General features: G+C 50.6%; 10 protein-coding genes. 7 read left to right on the top strand and 3 right to left on the bottom strand.

Annotation, left to right across the window (positions count from 1 at the left end):
• Nucleotides 1–53 precede the first annotated feature (53 nt).
• Nucleotides 54–773, top strand: a complete 720-nt coding sequence (locus tag FJM74_RS20865) for an RDD family protein (protein ID WP_187264586.1) — start codon at nucleotides 54–56, stop codon at nucleotides 771–773.
• 218 nt (nucleotides 774–991) lie between these two features.
• Here FJM74_RS20865 and FJM74_RS20860 read toward each other — a convergent pair whose 3' ends face one another.
• Nucleotides 992–1,318, bottom strand: coding sequence for a hypothetical protein (locus FJM74_RS20860; RefSeq protein WP_187264585.1), 327 nt, complete (start codon nucleotides 1,316–1,318; stop codon nucleotides 992–994).
• Between the two features lie 559 nt (nucleotides 1,319–1,877).
• Between FJM74_RS20860 and FJM74_RS20855 the strand changes: the two genes are divergently transcribed.
• The 6 genes from FJM74_RS20855 (at nucleotide 1,878) to FJM74_RS20830 (ending at nucleotide 13,185) form a co-directional block, all read left to right on the top strand.
• Nucleotides 1,878–3,293, top strand: coding sequence for an alginate export family protein (locus tag FJM74_RS20855; protein WP_187264584.1), 1,416 nt, complete (start codon nucleotides 1,878–1,880; stop codon nucleotides 3,291–3,293).
• A gap of 408 nt (nucleotides 3,294–3,701) precedes the next feature.
• A complete protein-coding gene (locus tag FJM74_RS20850; RefSeq protein WP_187264583.1) occupies nucleotides 3,702–5,981 on the top strand; it encodes a molybdopterin oxidoreductase family protein in 2,280 nt (759 codons plus the stop codon).
• A gap of 25 nt (nucleotides 5,982–6,006) precedes the next feature.
• Complete coding sequence (locus FJM74_RS20845; RefSeq protein ID WP_187264582.1) at nucleotides 6,007–6,804, top strand: NapC/NirT family cytochrome c; 798 nt, start codon at nucleotides 6,007–6,009, stop codon at nucleotides 6,802–6,804.
• Between the two features lie 27 nt (nucleotides 6,805–6,831).
• Nucleotides 6,832–7,050 carry a hypothetical protein gene (locus tag FJM74_RS20840; protein ID WP_187264581.1) on the top strand — a complete coding sequence of 73 codons (219 nt, stop codon included), beginning with the start codon at nucleotides 6,832–6,834 and terminating at the stop codon, nucleotides 7,048–7,050.
• 435 nt (nucleotides 7,051–7,485) lie between these two features.
• Nucleotides 7,486–12,180 carry a kelch repeat-containing protein gene (locus FJM74_RS20835; RefSeq protein WP_187264580.1) on the top strand — a complete coding sequence of 1,565 codons (4,695 nt, stop codon included), beginning with the start codon at nucleotides 7,486–7,488 and terminating at the stop codon, nucleotides 12,178–12,180.
• 456 nt (nucleotides 12,181–12,636) lie between these two features.
• The gene (locus FJM74_RS20830) at nucleotides 12,637–13,185 is read left to right on the top strand and encodes a serine acetyltransferase (RefSeq protein WP_187264579.1); all 549 of its coding nucleotides are present in this window, start codon (nucleotides 12,637–12,639) and stop codon (nucleotides 13,183–13,185) included.
• 286 nt (nucleotides 13,186–13,471) lie between these two features.
• Here FJM74_RS20830 and FJM74_RS20825 read toward each other — a convergent pair whose 3' ends face one another.
• A complete protein-coding gene (locus FJM74_RS20825) occupies nucleotides 13,472–14,275 on the bottom strand; it encodes a YsnF/AvaK domain-containing protein (protein WP_187264578.1) in 804 nt (267 codons plus the stop codon).
• Between the two features lie 525 nt (nucleotides 14,276–14,800).
• Nucleotides 14,801–15,526, bottom strand: a complete 726-nt coding sequence (locus tag FJM74_RS20820; RefSeq protein ID WP_206684077.1) for a protein-L-isoaspartate(D-aspartate) O-methyltransferase — start codon at nucleotides 15,524–15,526, stop codon at nucleotides 14,801–14,803.
• Nucleotides 15,527–15,687: the final 161 nt, after the last annotated feature.

Raw genomic sequence — 15,687 nt, 5'->3', positions numbered from 1 at the left:
ATCTAAATCAAATATATGTATATTGTCATGCAAATAAAAGTAAAATCTTTAGTATGAATACGATTAAAATCAGAACCGCTCAGAATGTGGAGGTTGAATACGCCATGGCCAGCGTGGGCGACAGGGTAGTGGCGCACCTGATAGACATGGTGGTTTATTTTGTGTGGGCCATGTTTATGTTTATGATGGCAGTAGCGGCTGACGTAAACGAAAGATATCTGACAGCCATTGTTATAGGCGGGCCTTTTGTGTTTTATCACCTGCTGTGCGAAATCTTTTTTAACGGGCAGAGTGTCGGCAAAAAAGCCAGGGATTTAAAAGTGATCAAACTCTCGGGCGAGGCGCCGGGCATAGGCGATTACCTGCTTCGCTGGATGTTCCGGCTGATAGACACGATGGGCTCGAACGGCCTGGTGGCGCTGGTTGCCGTAGCCGCCAGCAGCAAGGGCCAGCGCCTGGGCGACATGGCGGCTGGCACCTGCGTGATTAAAACACAGGCTGTACGCCCTCAGAAGCTTTTCGACGTGACCATAGAAGGGAACTACCAGATCCGTTTCCCGGAAGTAAGCGCGCTGACCGACCAGGACATGACGCTTGTAAAAAAGCTGCTGGCCAAAGCGCAGGAGCATAAGAATTACAGCCTGCTGGAAACGATAGCTATCCGCGTAAAAGAAACTACCGGCTCGCAAACCGAACTTTCGGACTGGGAGTTTCTGACGACAGTTATAAAGGATTACCACCACTATACCCATGCCGAGGTGGCGGTATCGTAATTTTTGAGTGAGAGGGTGCAGGCGCGGCGATGAGGGAATGCTGCTGACGGGAGGCATATGCCACAGGAAAAGGCCAGATGTAGAGGCATGCCTGTGCAGCAATTATTCTAATTAAAAAGCCCTCCCGATGCTTTCTGGTGTTCTGCTGCTGCAGACCGGCGGCTCAGAAATATATTAAGCCTGGGTGGGAGAGGGCGAGGGGCTGCTGGCTGCAGGAGCTACAATTTTGGGGCATTAGGGTCTTGTAGCGGAGTGGCGGGCGAATCGCCATGGTGAAGCATTCTGTCCAGGATTGTTTTGGCGTTCAGAAAGCTTTTGAGGCTGCTATAGTCTGACGAATCGTTTCTGATACAATTTATATCCTGAAAGTAGGACCTTAACGAGGCAGTGATTTCGCTTTCAAGAAACACGCTCTCCTCTACTTTCTCATTTTCAGAAAGCACAAGCAGGCCGTAGTCCCGGAAAGAAATACTGAATCCGGCTATCTCGCCCGCTCTGACCAAAGTGTCGAATTTGCTGAAAATAAGTTGTGCTTTATCTGGCATAGAGGTTAGTATAAAGAACAGGTAATTGCATCTTATAAAGTAACTTCATTATGTTAAGATTTATTCCATAGTTAATACTTGTTTTAATTAAGTATTTATACTCGTTTGGTGGCTGATGATGAATTATGATAATAATAATTCGATAATATTGGATATTGCTTGGCAACGACATCATATTGTTACAGGTAATGGTTGGGCTAAGAATAGGAAAAAGGTTGTTTTCCTGCCACTCCGATTTCGCTTTAACACCTAGAAGACTGGAAGTGTGCCAGTACATAATCAAATTATGCCAATGAAAAGTGCCCTCCAGAGGCGAATCGTTGTGCCGCTGCAACGGCCGATACCAAAGAAGACTGGCCTCTAAGTCCGTTTCTCCAATCAACTGTAATCAATCAAATCTATGTGAAATATTGATCTGACAAGGGCAGAAGAAGCAAAAGCTTATGAAAAAAAGCGTACTTTCATTAAGTTTAGAAGCTGGCAAAGCCCGGAACAATTTTTATGGTACAGCCGGAATTCTGACTGGTGCAATCCTTCACTTCTCTCTTCAACACCCTATATGATAAAAGTTTTACGCAATACCCTTTTAGCCGCCACCGCCTGGTTTCTTCTGATGCAGCAGACGGCAACTGCCCAGCTCTCCCTTAGCGGCCAGATCAGGACACGGTCTGAGTTGCGCCACGGACAAGGCTCACTGCCTGTTCCGGAGGCGAAAGCCAGTTTCTTCACAAACCAGCGCACCCGTTTTAATGTAGGGTACCACGCAAGCAGGTACCGCTTTTTTGTTTCGGCACAGGAAGTGCGGGTGTGGGGTTCCGATCAGTCAACGGTCAGCAACCTGGAGGGCAGCAAGCTGTTTCTGCACCAGGCCTGGGGCGAAATAATCCTCAGCGACTCTGCCAACATCAAGGTAGACAATCTCTCTATAAAAACCGGGCGGCAGGAGATCGTGTACGACGATGCCCGCCTCCTGGGCAACCTGGACTGGCTGCAGCAGGGCAGGCGGCACGATGCCATTGTGGTGAAGTTCAGCCATAAAGGCTGGCTGGCAGATGCTGGTTTTGCCTTTAACCAGAACCATGGCAAAGATACGCCCGGCCGCTCGGGCAACGTGTACAATGGCATTCCGGCCGCTCCTGTAGTGCCTGGCACCAATGCCATCGGGATGATGTACAAGTCGATGCAGTACGGGTATTTTGCCAGAACCGGCACTTTTGGCAAGCTGGCCGCACTTGTGTTTAAAGACGACTTTCAGAAAATGCAGTTGATAGACGGTGTTAACACCGCGGTACCGGGCGTTAACAGCCGGATTACGGTGGGAGGTGCCCTGTTCTCCAGGCTCACCGACAGAATTCAGCTGAATGCCGCCGCCTATTACCAGGGCAACAACGATCGGTTCGGCAACACGCTGGATGCCCATAACTTTACAGCAGACGTCGCTTACACGGCCGGAAAGTTCACTACTAACCCAGGTTTCGATTACCTGTCTGGCAACAACACCAGGGAGCAGAGCCGGGTGAACCGGCGCTTCGATCCGCTTTACGGAACGCCGCATAAGTTCTGGGGTTTTATGGATTACTTTTACGTAGCCGATCAGTTTGGCGCAGATGGCCTGCAGAGCCGTTCGCCCGGGCTCCTGAATTTCTTTGTCCGGAACAGGTACAGGGTCAGCAATAAGCTGATGCTCACGCTGGATCTGCACGAGTTCTATGCCGGTAATGAGATTGCCGACAGAACCGTAGATCCGCTTGGAGGGGCACCATCCAGCAGGCGACTCGGCACAGAGATCGATTTTGTGGTGAACTACACGCTTATGAAGGAGCTGAACATAGAAGCCGGGTACGCCACTATTTTTGCAACCCCCGGCATGGACCTGCTCAAAGCGCCTGCCACCTATAAGCAGGACCGCGGCCAGTGGGCCTACCTCATGTTGAACTTCACGCCGGATTTTCTTGCCAAGTCTGCAAAGAACTGATTGATAAGCGAAGCCAGAAAGCTGAGTCGAAAAATAGGTGAGTGCCAGAAACTGAGAATACCTTTTGTTGATGAGGTTAGGCAGTAGCGGCAGAAAATCCTCCTGAGGCCATTTTTCATTCAAATAATTTAAAATCTCTTCAACTTCCGCTGGCTTTCGCTGCTTACGGAAGAAGTGTTTAGTATTCGCATCTTTTGTGCCTGATCTACAGACATGTACAAGGTAAGTGGCGCTGCTACGCTTAAGCTAAGGCGCAAAATACAAAGTATACAAATTTCCATAATCTTACTTCTGTTCGTGAGGCAGCAAAGGCGGTTTTGTATCTTTCCTTAGTTCATCTCGTAGCTTCTGTAGTTATCTTGCTTTATTTAGGGAGCGGCCATTTGTAATCTCAGCATCATGTAACTTATGGAGAAAGAGAAGAACAATACTACCCTGGGCTTAGACCGGAGAGAATTTATGCGCCTGGCCTCACTGGGCTCTGGTATGCTCTTCCTGGGCGGGTGCGGAAACCTTTCGGAACTTTGGCAACGGCAGCCAGTTATAAAAGTGGATGCCTGGCACAAAGGTGTCTGCCGTTTTTGCGGTACCGGCTGCGGCATGCAGATCGGCCTCCACGAAGGCAAGGTAGTAGATGTGAAAGGCGATAAGTATGCGCACAACAGGGGCAGGCTCTGTATAAAAGGCATCATGAACCGCGACATCCTTTACGCCCCAGACCGGGCGCTGTACCCCATGATCCGCAGCAACGGCAAACTGGTGCGCGCCTCCTGGGAGGATGCCATGAGCTTGGTGGCCCAGAAGTTTAAGGAAGCCATCGATAACCACGGTGCCGATAGTGTCGGTTTTTTCGGTAGCGGGCAGCTGTTTACTGAGGAGAGTTATACGGCCAGCAAACTATTTAAAGCAGGCATCAGAACAAATAATGTAGACGGCAACCCCCGCCTCTGCATGGCTTCTCCTGCCTTTGGGTACACCGGCATGTTTGGGATAGATGAACCCATGGGCTGCTATGAAGACATGGACCACGCCAACTGCTTCCTGATAACCGGCTCCAATGCAGCCGAATGCCACCCCATTCTCTGGGAAAGAATGCTGGACAGGAAAAGAAGCAAACCCGACACCTTCCTGATTGTGGTAGACCCGCGCCGGACCCGTACCGCCCGTGAGGCAGACCTGCACCTGCAGATTTTACCGAGTACCGATGTGACGTTGTACAACGCCATGATGCACGAAGTAATCAGGAGAGGATACGCCGATGAGGAAATGCTGCGCAACTACCTTAGTTTTAAGCAAGGCGATGAAACCCGCAGCTTTGAGGCATTTAAGCAACACCTTGCGGCCTATACACCTGAAAAGGCAGCTGCCGTGTGCGGTGTATCGGCAGAGGCCATTAAAGAAGCGGCCTATCGTTTTATGGCATCCGGGGCCAGCATGTCGGTCTGGACCATGGGGCTGAACCAGCAGGTGCAGGGCACGGCCTCTAACCAGCTGGTCATAGCGCTGCACCTGCTCACCGGGCAGATAGGCCGGCCAGGCGCCACGCCGTTTTCTTTTACAGGCCAGCCCAACGCCGGCGGCGGCGTGCGCGATACCGGGGCGCTGGCGCACTCTCTGCCTAATAGCCGTAAAATAGCCGTGGAAGCACACCGCCGCGAGATGGAAAAGCTCTGGAACGTGCCGGAAGGCACCATAAAGCCTACCCCCGGCCTCGACGCGGTGGCCATGTTCCGAGCGATGGAGTCCGGTGACATGAAGTGTGCGCTGATCATGGCGACCAATCCTGCCCAGTCTATGCCCAATACCATGCGTTACCGGCAGGCGATGGAGAAAACGTTCCTGGTCGTGGCCGACGCCTTTCATCCTACCGAAACTACACAGTTTGCCGATGTTGTGCTGCCTGCTGCCATGTGGGCCGAAAAAGGCGGGGTGTGCAGTAACTCCGAAAGGCGCTACCACTATGTTCCTAAACTTGTAGAGGCACCGGGCGAGGCAAAAAGCGACCTGGCAATACTCATTGACCTGGCAGACCGGCTCAACCTGGGGCACATTGTGCCTGCCCGCACCCCAGAGGGAGTGTGGGAGGAGTGGCGGAACATTTCGGAACACTCTCCCTATAACTTCAAGGGCATTACCTACGAGCGGCTGAAAGAGGAGCGGGGAATACTCTGGCCCTGCCCTACAGAAGAGCATCCGGGCACCTGCCGCCGCTACGTACCCGGAGAAGACCCCATGGCAAAAGCTGTCGGCAGGCTGGACTTTTATGGCAGGCCCGACGGCAAAGCCATTATTTACCTGTACGACCAGGAAGCGCCTCCGGAACAACTCTCCGAAGAATTTCCGTTTATCCTGACTACCGGACGGGTGCTGGAGCACTGGCATACGGGCACTATTACAGGCCGGCTGGAGGAACTGCAGAAAGTGCCGGTCGATTTTGTGGAAGTGCACCCGGCCGACGCCGAACGGCTAAACCTGAAGAACGGCATGAAAGTGCAGATCAGCAGCAAAAGGGGAGGAGCCGATTTTACGGTCCGGGTAACGGACATTGTTCGGGAGGGACTGGTGTTCACCACCTTCCATTCGTCCAAGCACCTGATTAACCATGCCACTACCGATGCCCACGACCCGCAATCGAAGCAGCCCGCCTTTAAACATTGCGCGGTTGCCCTACAGCCAGTTCTCGCCTGAAACCAGTAACCTGATGAAGACAAACATGAAAACAACGTTCAGGAAGGCAGCAGCTGCCCTGGTGGTGCTCTTCCCGGCAGGTATCTTGCCCGCCTTCTGTTATCCTGAAGAAGAAAAAGGTCTCTCGGCCGCCGCGCTGCTGCAGCAGATCGGTATTGTGGCCACTATTATGGCACTGGTAGGGCTCATCCTGGTGGAGTTTTTCCTGAAGAAAAGAATTTCCAGGGGGTCTTACAAGTGGGCTTTGTTTGTAGGGTTGTTTATGCTTCCGGTTATCTCTATCCTGAGCAGCACCACCACCCTGATGCACGAAACCACGACGGTGGCCTCCTGTAATTCCTGCCACATCATGGAGCCTTTTGTAAACGACATGCAGAATGAGCAAAGCCCCACACTCGCAGCCCGGCATTTTAAAAACAAGTGGATCACCACAGACCAGTGCTACCATTGCCACACGTCCTATGGTATACATGGCACAGCAGAATCGAAGCGGGATGGCTTCAGGCACTGGCTCATGTACGTGACCGATACCTGGCCGGAGCCTATTACGTTTAAGGGTAGTTACCCAAACTCCAATTGCCTCACGTGCCACGGCGAAACCAAAAACTTTCGGGAAGTAAACAGCCACGTAGCCCTGCGCGATAAACTGAGCCAGAACGAGGTGAGCTGTTCGAGCTGCCACGGCCCGGTGCACCCGACTCCGCTGGAGCGGGAAACGCCTGCCAGAAGTGCCCAGGTGTGGCTGGAAACCGGGGAGAAGGAACAGGTGGAGGCGCTGTCGGTTTATATGAAGCAACTTGCTGCTTCCGGGGCAAGCCATTAATTTTTTCTTTATTAAAGCTGGTAGATCATGAAAAGAAGAAAGAGTGTCAACAGGCTCATCCGGACCTCGGTTATTGTGGGCTGCATCGGGCTGTTCTGCATCCTGTTGTTTCTGCTGGCAGGCTTCCAGGCCTGGAGTGTGGGGGTAGGCGTGTTCCTGGGTTTCCCGGTGCTGCTGGCGGCCCTGGTCATGTATATTGTGGCGGTGGCCCGCGACCTGAAAAAGCATGATGTGATTCATGATTGAGGCGTCAGCACCTCTGGAGGGGCAAATTCATTGGAATAATTCGAGTGCATCACATAGTAAACGGTATTGCTATAGCCTTTCCTAGTCATACTGCGTTATATCCTATCGGAAATCGACCTGAAAAACAACCACCCTTAACCCCTCCTTGATTAAGGCGGGGAATTTTTTTCTCACATTTCCCTGTTGCCCATCAAGCCCTTCGCCTAACCAAATAGCAGTAAACAACAGTCAGTAATTATTCCAATGAATTTGCCCCTCCAGAGGCGCTGACGCTGCCTGAAAGCAGTTATTTCCGGAAAACTCCAATATTGTATAGTTAAAAGAATTTATATCTTTGCGGGCCCTTATTGCTAAAAATCAGGATTTATCTGCAATTTCAGAAATGGCCTATCACCTCAGCAATCAGTAAGGCAGCTATTCGTCTAAACTCTTTGTATGGGTAAAAGTCTACACCTGCTCGTCTTCCTTTTTATCTCCTTTTTCTCCTTCTCACAATCTACTTCGCCCATAGGCCCGCTGCAAGTGGCGCGGGTAACGCATGAGACGCAGTTGCTCCCCAATGGGCAGGTGTTGGTGTTTGGAGGGAATAACCACCGGTTTTTGGACATGAAAAGGTTCGCTTCTGCTGAGCTGTATAACCCCAACACCAAATCCTGGTCCTTTACCGGCAGCATGCACCAGGAACGGGATTATTTTGCCTCTGTCCTGCTCCACGATGGAAATGTGCTGGCAATAGGTGGGCAAGATCAGAGTCAGACTAGTCTGGCTGCCTGCGAGCGCTACGATGCTGCCTCTGGCAAATGGCAGCAGGTAAGCCCTATGGCTACCCCGCGTATGCAACACGCAGCCGCAACACTTCATGACGGTACGGTGCTGGTGGCAGGTGGGGTAAGAGGTAAAAAATCGGAGCTGTACGACCCGTACGACGATGTCTGGATTCCAACCGGTGACATGCAACTGGAGCATGGGGCTGGCATGGCGATGCTGCTCCTTAACAACGGAACGGTACTGGCCATGGGCGGAGAACTGGCTCCGATGCAAGCCGAGATATTTAACCCGCAGACCCTGCGATGGACACAACTCTATGCCTTTAGCGCCAGAAAGCATTTTTTCCACTCCATGATTCAGCTCAAATCCGGAAAGATCCTGATAGTAGGAACGCAATCATTGAATTACAGCGATCAGGTTACCGCGGAATTGTACGATCCTTTTTGGCAGTCATTCTCCAGAACAGGAAACACGGTTACCAATGTGGGCGTGGTAAGGATGGTGATGCTGGAGGACGGGAAAGTACTGCTTTACAGTTTAGGCGACCTCTTTGCACCTACCGACACGAAGACCATACAAATCTATGATCCTGAAAAAGGAACATGGTCGGCCGATAAGCTTAACTATATAGGCGCGCACAATGCTACCGTGCAAATGCTGCACGACGGAAGCATCCTTATAGCCGGAGGAGCCTGGACGACCGGCAATGGCGCTTCAAATGCCGGGTTTCTATACCATCAGGATAATGTTGCTGCCTGTTCGCCGCCTGCTTTTACTATAAGGGTGGATGGCAGCAGTGTTTGTAACGGCCAGGATGCCACGGTTATGCTCCCGGCTACGGAGAGCGATGTGCTGTATGAAGCTTATATCGGCAATAAACCACTGGGCAGTGCTATGGCCGGAGGAGGGGCGATAACATTGGCCATACCCAAAGACAGGCTTTCACCCGGAAACAACATCGTTAAGATCAGAGCCAGTAAACAGGGTTGCGTGAGTCGTTTCCTGACCAACACGGCCATCGTAGGAGTCGGTTTGCCTACCGGTTCAAAACCCGAACTATCCGTGAACGGCATGGTTTACCTTTGCCATGGCGAAAGCGTTGAGGTGGCAGGTCCGGCCGGTATGGCCGGGTATGAATGGAGCACAGGCGAGACGACCCAGAAAATTACGGTTTCGGGCTTCGGGCGCTACCGGTTAAGGGTAAAAGATGCACAGGGTTGCTTATCCAGGTATTCCGATGCCTTTGAAATTACGACTCTTTCCGGAACAAGCACTTTTGCAGGATACAGTGAAACCGTATGTTCTGGCACGCCTGCTTTTGCCTTAACCAACTTTTCGCCTTTGGGCGGAACCTGGTCCGGGACAGGCGTAAGTCCGGCAGGAAATTTTGATCCCGCTATGGCAGGGCCAGGCGAGCATGTACTGACCTATACCGTTTGTGAAGGCTCCCGTACCAAAAAAGTTACGGTCAGGCCTGTTCCCAAGGTGAATGATTTTTACCTGGAGGCAGATCAGGAAACGATTTGCTACGGAGGGTACACCAAAGTAAGAGTGATGAATGCTGAACCCGGCGTGAGCTATCAGTTCTGGATGGGTGGCAAACTGGTCACGACAGCAACCCGCGCCTCCAGCTTTGTATCGACGGGCCAGGTCACGGTGAGAGACGACACCCGGTTGATCGTTAAAGGAATTTACTTGTCGGAGTGCGGTTCCGATACGCTCACTAAGGTTTTCAACTTTAAATTGTCTGTAGATCCGGCACAGCCTGTAGGTACCAGAACTCCTTTTGTCTGTAGGAAGAACCCTGCCCAGATTTACGTCCTGAATTCTGATCCGGCGGTGCTCTATCAGTTAAAAAAAGGAAACCAGCCTATCGGCGGCCCGCAGTTGGGTAACAGCGATACCCTGTTTTTGCCAACAGGAGTGCTCCTCGAAACATCCACTTTTTCTGTGGTCGGAAACCATAACTCCTGTACGGTTCCGCTCAGGCAAGCCGTGACGATCGACGTATCCGGGCCACTGGCACACTTTGCCGTCACAAATCTTAATCCTGAAGTGGGAGAGGCTATAGAATTCATTAATACATCTGAGCATGCCGGGGGAGGCTACAGATGGTCTTTCGGGCCTGCGGCTTCTGTTGCAGGTTCCGCTGAAAAAGACCCGCCACCAGTTACGTTCAGCAAAACCGGCACCTATGACATTAATTTGGTCGCTACAGGAGTGGAGGGGTGCCGGGATTCGCTCGTAGTAAAAGTGAATGTGATTGCCCCTGTGGCAGAAACAGCCGTCAATTATACGGTTTACTCCAGCTACTATCGGATTGCCGAGGTGCTGGGTGTCGTGCACGATGCCCATGACAACCGCTATGTGCTGTATCAGGAAGAAAATATTTCTTATCTTCCGGATGATCACCAGGCTGGTGCTTACAGCAATCGCGGCGATAGCATAGATCTGTCGTTAAGGAATGAGCCCGGCTATAACAACCGGCACATGTTAGTTAAGTATAATGCCAAAGGCACGCTGCAGTGGTCTACTCAACTCCGGCACCAGTCCGGCATGGCAAAAGGTGGCGATCTGGTAATTGATTCAGAGGGCAATATTTATTTTACTTATTTCCACAACGAGTACATCGATGACATTCGCGCTTACTCCACCGATGGCAAATATATAACCTTCGATCCTCCACATACATCCTATAACTCTTATTCCGTAGTGGTTATGAAGTATAATAAAAATGGACTCCTGGAATGGCACCATTCCTACCTGGCGCAGTATACCAACCAGAAGGTGAACATTACGGTAGACAAAAATTTTAATGTGTACGCCAGCAGCGACAGGAATCTCTACAAGCTCACTGCGGATGGAGCTTTAGAATGGGAGAAGAACGTTGGCTATGCCGATATAGAAATAGATTCAGAAGGTAATATCTGGGGCGTCCGGCATGAGAACCTTGTGGTGGACAAGTATAGTGCAGCGGGTGACATACTGCTTAGTTCCAAGGAGCTAATACAGCAGGGAGTAAGACAACTGCAGACGTTCCCAACGTTTATGAAACTTGATGAGAACGACAATCTGTACATTATGGGTGGGTTCTCCGGTGACTTTACTTTTAACCAGGACAAGCTGATATCAGTAAGTTACAGAGATTTTTTCATCTGCAAAATTAGCAGCCAGGGCGGGCATCGTTGGATCAGGCAAATAGCTCCTGTTAACTCCGTTGTGCTGACGGGAATGGATCTGAAGAAAGATAAGATTGTTTTTCTTGGCGGAACCTACCAGCCAGCTACCCTCAGATACAACCGCCTGGCAGGTAACGTATTCGGAAACCAGCTGAGAGTTGAGCAGGAGAATTTTATCGGAGTTACTGATACCCTAATGGGAGCAAGCATACGGATAGAGACCATTCCCAACTCCTATCCGCCTGCTTCTATTATTGCCTATCCATTAATTGCCTTTCAGAACAATACCGATCATGTGGCGGTAGCTACCCGGCACAATAGCGGGAAATTAGTGGGGCAGGAATTAGAGATAAAGTCCATTTCTGATTATCAGTCAGACCTGTTTATAGTGCAGGCACCTCTTGAGGCTTTTTTCACACCAATGGTGCCTGTCCCGGTATTCTCAACAGCAGGCGTTCTATGTGCAGGACAGACCATTCGGTTCCTTGACTCATCCGTTGGTGATCCTGTTTCCTGGGAATGGAGCTTTCCGGGAGCCTCTCCCGCAGCCTCTACCGAAAGAACCCCGGAGGTGACTTTTGCTACCCCGGGCACCTACCAGATCTCCTTAACTGCTTCAAATGCCATCGGAGTCGGCAATACATATACCCAAAGCGTGGTGATAGGAGCAATCCCAACCGTAAGCCTCACGCCTTTTAACACGTTATGCAAAGGGCAGGCCCGCATTAAACTTACAGGTGGGATGCCCAGGGGAGGAACCTTCAGTGGCCCCGGTGTTACAAACGGCTTTTTCTACCCGGATTCAACAGGTTCAGGCTCCTTTACCATTACCTACAGTTACAGCGACAGCAAGGGCTGTGGTTCCACAGCTCAAAGCGACATAGTAGTATCCACGTGCACGAGTCTGGCTGATAATGTGGCGGCAGCACCAGCGCTACTGCTTTACCCGAACCCCAGCACCGGGAAATTTACACTTGAGGCAGCTAGCCTTTCCCGGCAATCGCTCTACTTCGTAGTATACAGTGTAGACGGCCGGGTGGTAAAGCAGGGAACTGCCCTTATAAATCCATCCGGAAAAACAGAAATGGATTTAAGCGGTTTCTCAACAGGTATTTACCATGTGCAGGTCTCAGGCAAAGACGGGCAGGTATGGAGAAAAAACATCGCTATTGAAGGAAGGTGACCTTTCGAGGAAACAAGTCTTAGTATAAAATATCGCCGGCAAAAGGTTTTTCCCAGCTTTTGAAATTGTACCAGCCTCTGGTTTGGTCACGCCGGTTGAGGACCTGTTATGTGTATACAGATGGAAGGAACTGCGCTAACCAGCCTTTTATAGGAAAGAGACAGCCTGTAAGGAACATTCTGTAATTGCTGATGTTGAGCAGCAGCAGCAGCGCCTCGGGAGGCATGTTTTGATTCAAATAATTGGCGTGTAGAACATAGCAGGGGTATCTATATAATGATATTCCAGTTAAGGAGGTTCTTGCTGCCTTAGCTGCTGCTGCTCAGCGTAGAGGGGCAGTAGAGAAGAAGTGCTGGGCAGTGACAAATTCTGCAAATAGCGGGAGCGAGGTGTACTTTGCGTAACGCCAGTTCCGGATTGCCCGTAAGCCTCAACAAATTACTTAACCCGTATATTATGTCATATCTGTTCCAGGACTGGGATGCAAACAAAGGCAATCTGAAAGGAAGAATAGTGATGGTACTGTTCCGGCTGGCGCATCCGGCCTCTAAAAATAATTTTCTGCGGATGCTCTGGCTTCCGTACCTCGCCTTTTACAAAGTATTGGTGGAGTGGTTTCTGTGCATCGAGCTTCCGCACTGGACAACCGTAGGCAAGGGGCTAGGCTTGTTTCATGCGCAGGCGCTGGTGGTAAACGGCTGCACCGTTATTGGCGACAACTGCTACCTCCGGCAATCCACCACCATCGGTAACATAATCCGCGAGGATGGCTCCTTCTCCGGCTCCCCTGTTATCGGGAACAATGTGGAGATTGGCTCGAATGTGTGTATTATCGGAGATATCCGTATCGGGAACAATGTTCGCATTGGTGCCGGGTCTGTTGTGGTGAAAGATATTCCTGACAATGCCATAGCAGTAGGCAACCCGGCACGGGTCATCAGGATTATGGAGCCGGTAAGGCAGCAGCTACCGGCTGAGCCGGAAATGCTCAAGGGCCACGGCTAGCCTCTTGTAGCACTATCTATTGGTTTCTACGCTTTAAGTTTCCGCGCGCTCTCAGCGGAAAGTGCACTTCGGGTGAGTCGGCTATTGATCTGGTTTCTGTTAGGAAGGATCTGGCGGGGGGACAGACGCCGGGATAAAAGCCAACAAATGAAGCAATAGTAGTAATATTCAAATGGAATGCCTCTTCACAAAAAAAGAACCATTGCAACGCTAAAACGCTGCCATGGTTCTTTTTTGCTTTAACTGTTACAGAGCTGCCTTAGCTTTCTAACTGTTTGCTAATCTGCTAAACATGGCGGCTGGGGTCATTGTTCAGGCGGTTGCGTCTCAGATCTTCTTCACTTAGTTTGTCAACTTCCACATCTGTTTTACGCACGGTGCCGTGAATTTGCTCCTCGTGTTCTTCTACCTCTTTGCCGATGCGTATTTCTTCTACCACACGGGCCTCTTTGTCCACGACCGGTACCTCGGCATGTTCGGTCATCTTAATTTCCCCTTCCTTAAAGGTATTCAGGTCCTTGTCTGTGGCCGGGCGATTCACGGGGTTGCGCTCAATGTGGACGTGCTCTTCGCGGAGGCGTAGATGTTCTTCTACAGGCCGTTCCAGAATACGGCTGCGCACCCGCACGCCGCCTGTTTCTACGGTTCGTTTGCCAACATGCATGTCTTCTTCAATTACCGGTATAGTAGTGCCGGTAGTGGTGGAATCCGTTCTGGTTGAGTCAGGAGTGGTTGTACCGGTGGCTGCTGCGCCAGCGGCATAGCCGGAAGTACGCTCATCCAGGTTCACGGCGCCGTTATCGTCCATAATGTCGGCAGCCCGCTCGGCTTCTTCTGCTGATCGGGCATGAACCGTCACAATAGCGCCATTGCGAGCATAGCTGGAATACCGGTCGGTGCGGTCGTCGCTGCCGAAGAGGTTCCGGAAAAAACTGCCTATACTGTCGTTATCTTTATCCTTATCCAGGTCGCTTCCCATTTGTGGGGCAATGTCGATAAAGTCTCTGGAAATGCCACTGCCAACTAATTGCTGCAAGGCGGTTTGGGCCTCGTTAGAGGTATCGAAAACTCCTACTACGGTATGTGCCATGTTTTTAATTCTGTTAAGTTTGTTTTTCTTTCTTGATTTCTGTGTCTTGCCGTCGGGCAATTAAAAAAATCATATTTGTTTGAGTTGTTTACGTGAGGGTCCAGCTATAGTTTTTATAATTTATAACTACCTTTTAAACAGAATATAGCGATATTTATGGTAAAATTTTCGTCTGTAATTTACCTTTTGCAATTTGTGTGGTGTGTGGCTGGCGGTTATTACTTCTTCAGCTGGAATTGCTGCAGGGAGTGGTGTATTGATAAAATTATATAATAGTTCCTTTTGCAGATTCACTCGCTTCCGTGCAATTATTCTAATGGAATTGCCCCTCCTGAGCCAATATTGCTCTTTGAAAACGCCATAAGACACAAGGCTTTTTAAGAGTTAAGAGTTATGGGTGTTTGGTGCCTGCGCTGGTCATTCATCCCCCAATTTTTAAAGCTTCAGATTCCCATCACAACCAGGCAGACTTTTCAAAGCTTAGCTGGTTCATAACTGGCATACGGATCCATCAGCATTTCAATATTATGGTTTGGAGCTTCTGGTAAAAGGCACAAATATGACCGGAATCAGGTCTTTATAAACTGCTTTCCCTTTCTTTTTCTCTATCAGCATCAGCGATTGGGTCATAGACCGGGGCCCTACGGGAATAACCATGCGGCCGCCTTCTTTCAATTGCTCCAGCAGGGGAGGAGGAACAGCCTCGGCACCAGCGGTCACCATAATGGCATCGTAAGGAGCATGTTCTTCCCAGCCCAGGTAGCCGTCTGCCACCTTCACCTGCACGTTGTCGTAACCCATTTCTTTTAAGCGCCCGGCAGCCGCTTCTCCGTGTTCCGGCACAATTTCGACGGTGTACACCTTGTTTACTACCTCAGCGAGTACTGCTGCCTGGTAGCCGGAGCCAGTACCTATTTCCAGCACCTTCATGGTAGCGTTTGGCCTGATTACCTCCGTCATGTAAGCGACAATGTAAGGCTGCGAGATGGTTTGGCCATGGCCGATCGGCAAGGGGTGGTCGGCGTAGGCCAGGGGAGCCTGCTCGGGCGGCACGAACTTATGCCTCTCCACAGTGCGCATCGCCTGCAGGACAGCCTCATCTTTAATGCCTCTGTCTTTCAGGTGGCGCTGCACCATCGCGTCCCTCCGTTGCTGGTACACATTCTCCTGAACGGTGGGGCGTGTTTTCTCCTGTACACCAACAGAAATAAGCAGGAACATCAGCAGGAGGGGAGTCGGTAGTAAGATCATGCCTGTATTTTCTCAGGAGTCAGCACATTCAGTTACAAGTCAGTAGCGAGTCGCCTGCAGGGCAACGGGTTTCCTTCTTTTATACTGGGAAGGCTGTCATAAGTTCTCCGTAAGCAAGTGGCAAAAATAGGTGTTGTTGACAGGGACAAAACTTATCGAAT

This window comes from Pontibacter beigongshangensis (assembly GCF_014332515.1).
Taxonomy (GTDB): domain Bacteria; phylum Bacteroidota; class Bacteroidia; order Cytophagales; family Hymenobacteraceae; genus Pontibacter; species Pontibacter beigongshangensis.
The sequence above is the reverse complement of the archived record's forward strand: the minus strand, read 5'-3'. Positions and strand labels throughout refer to the sequence as shown.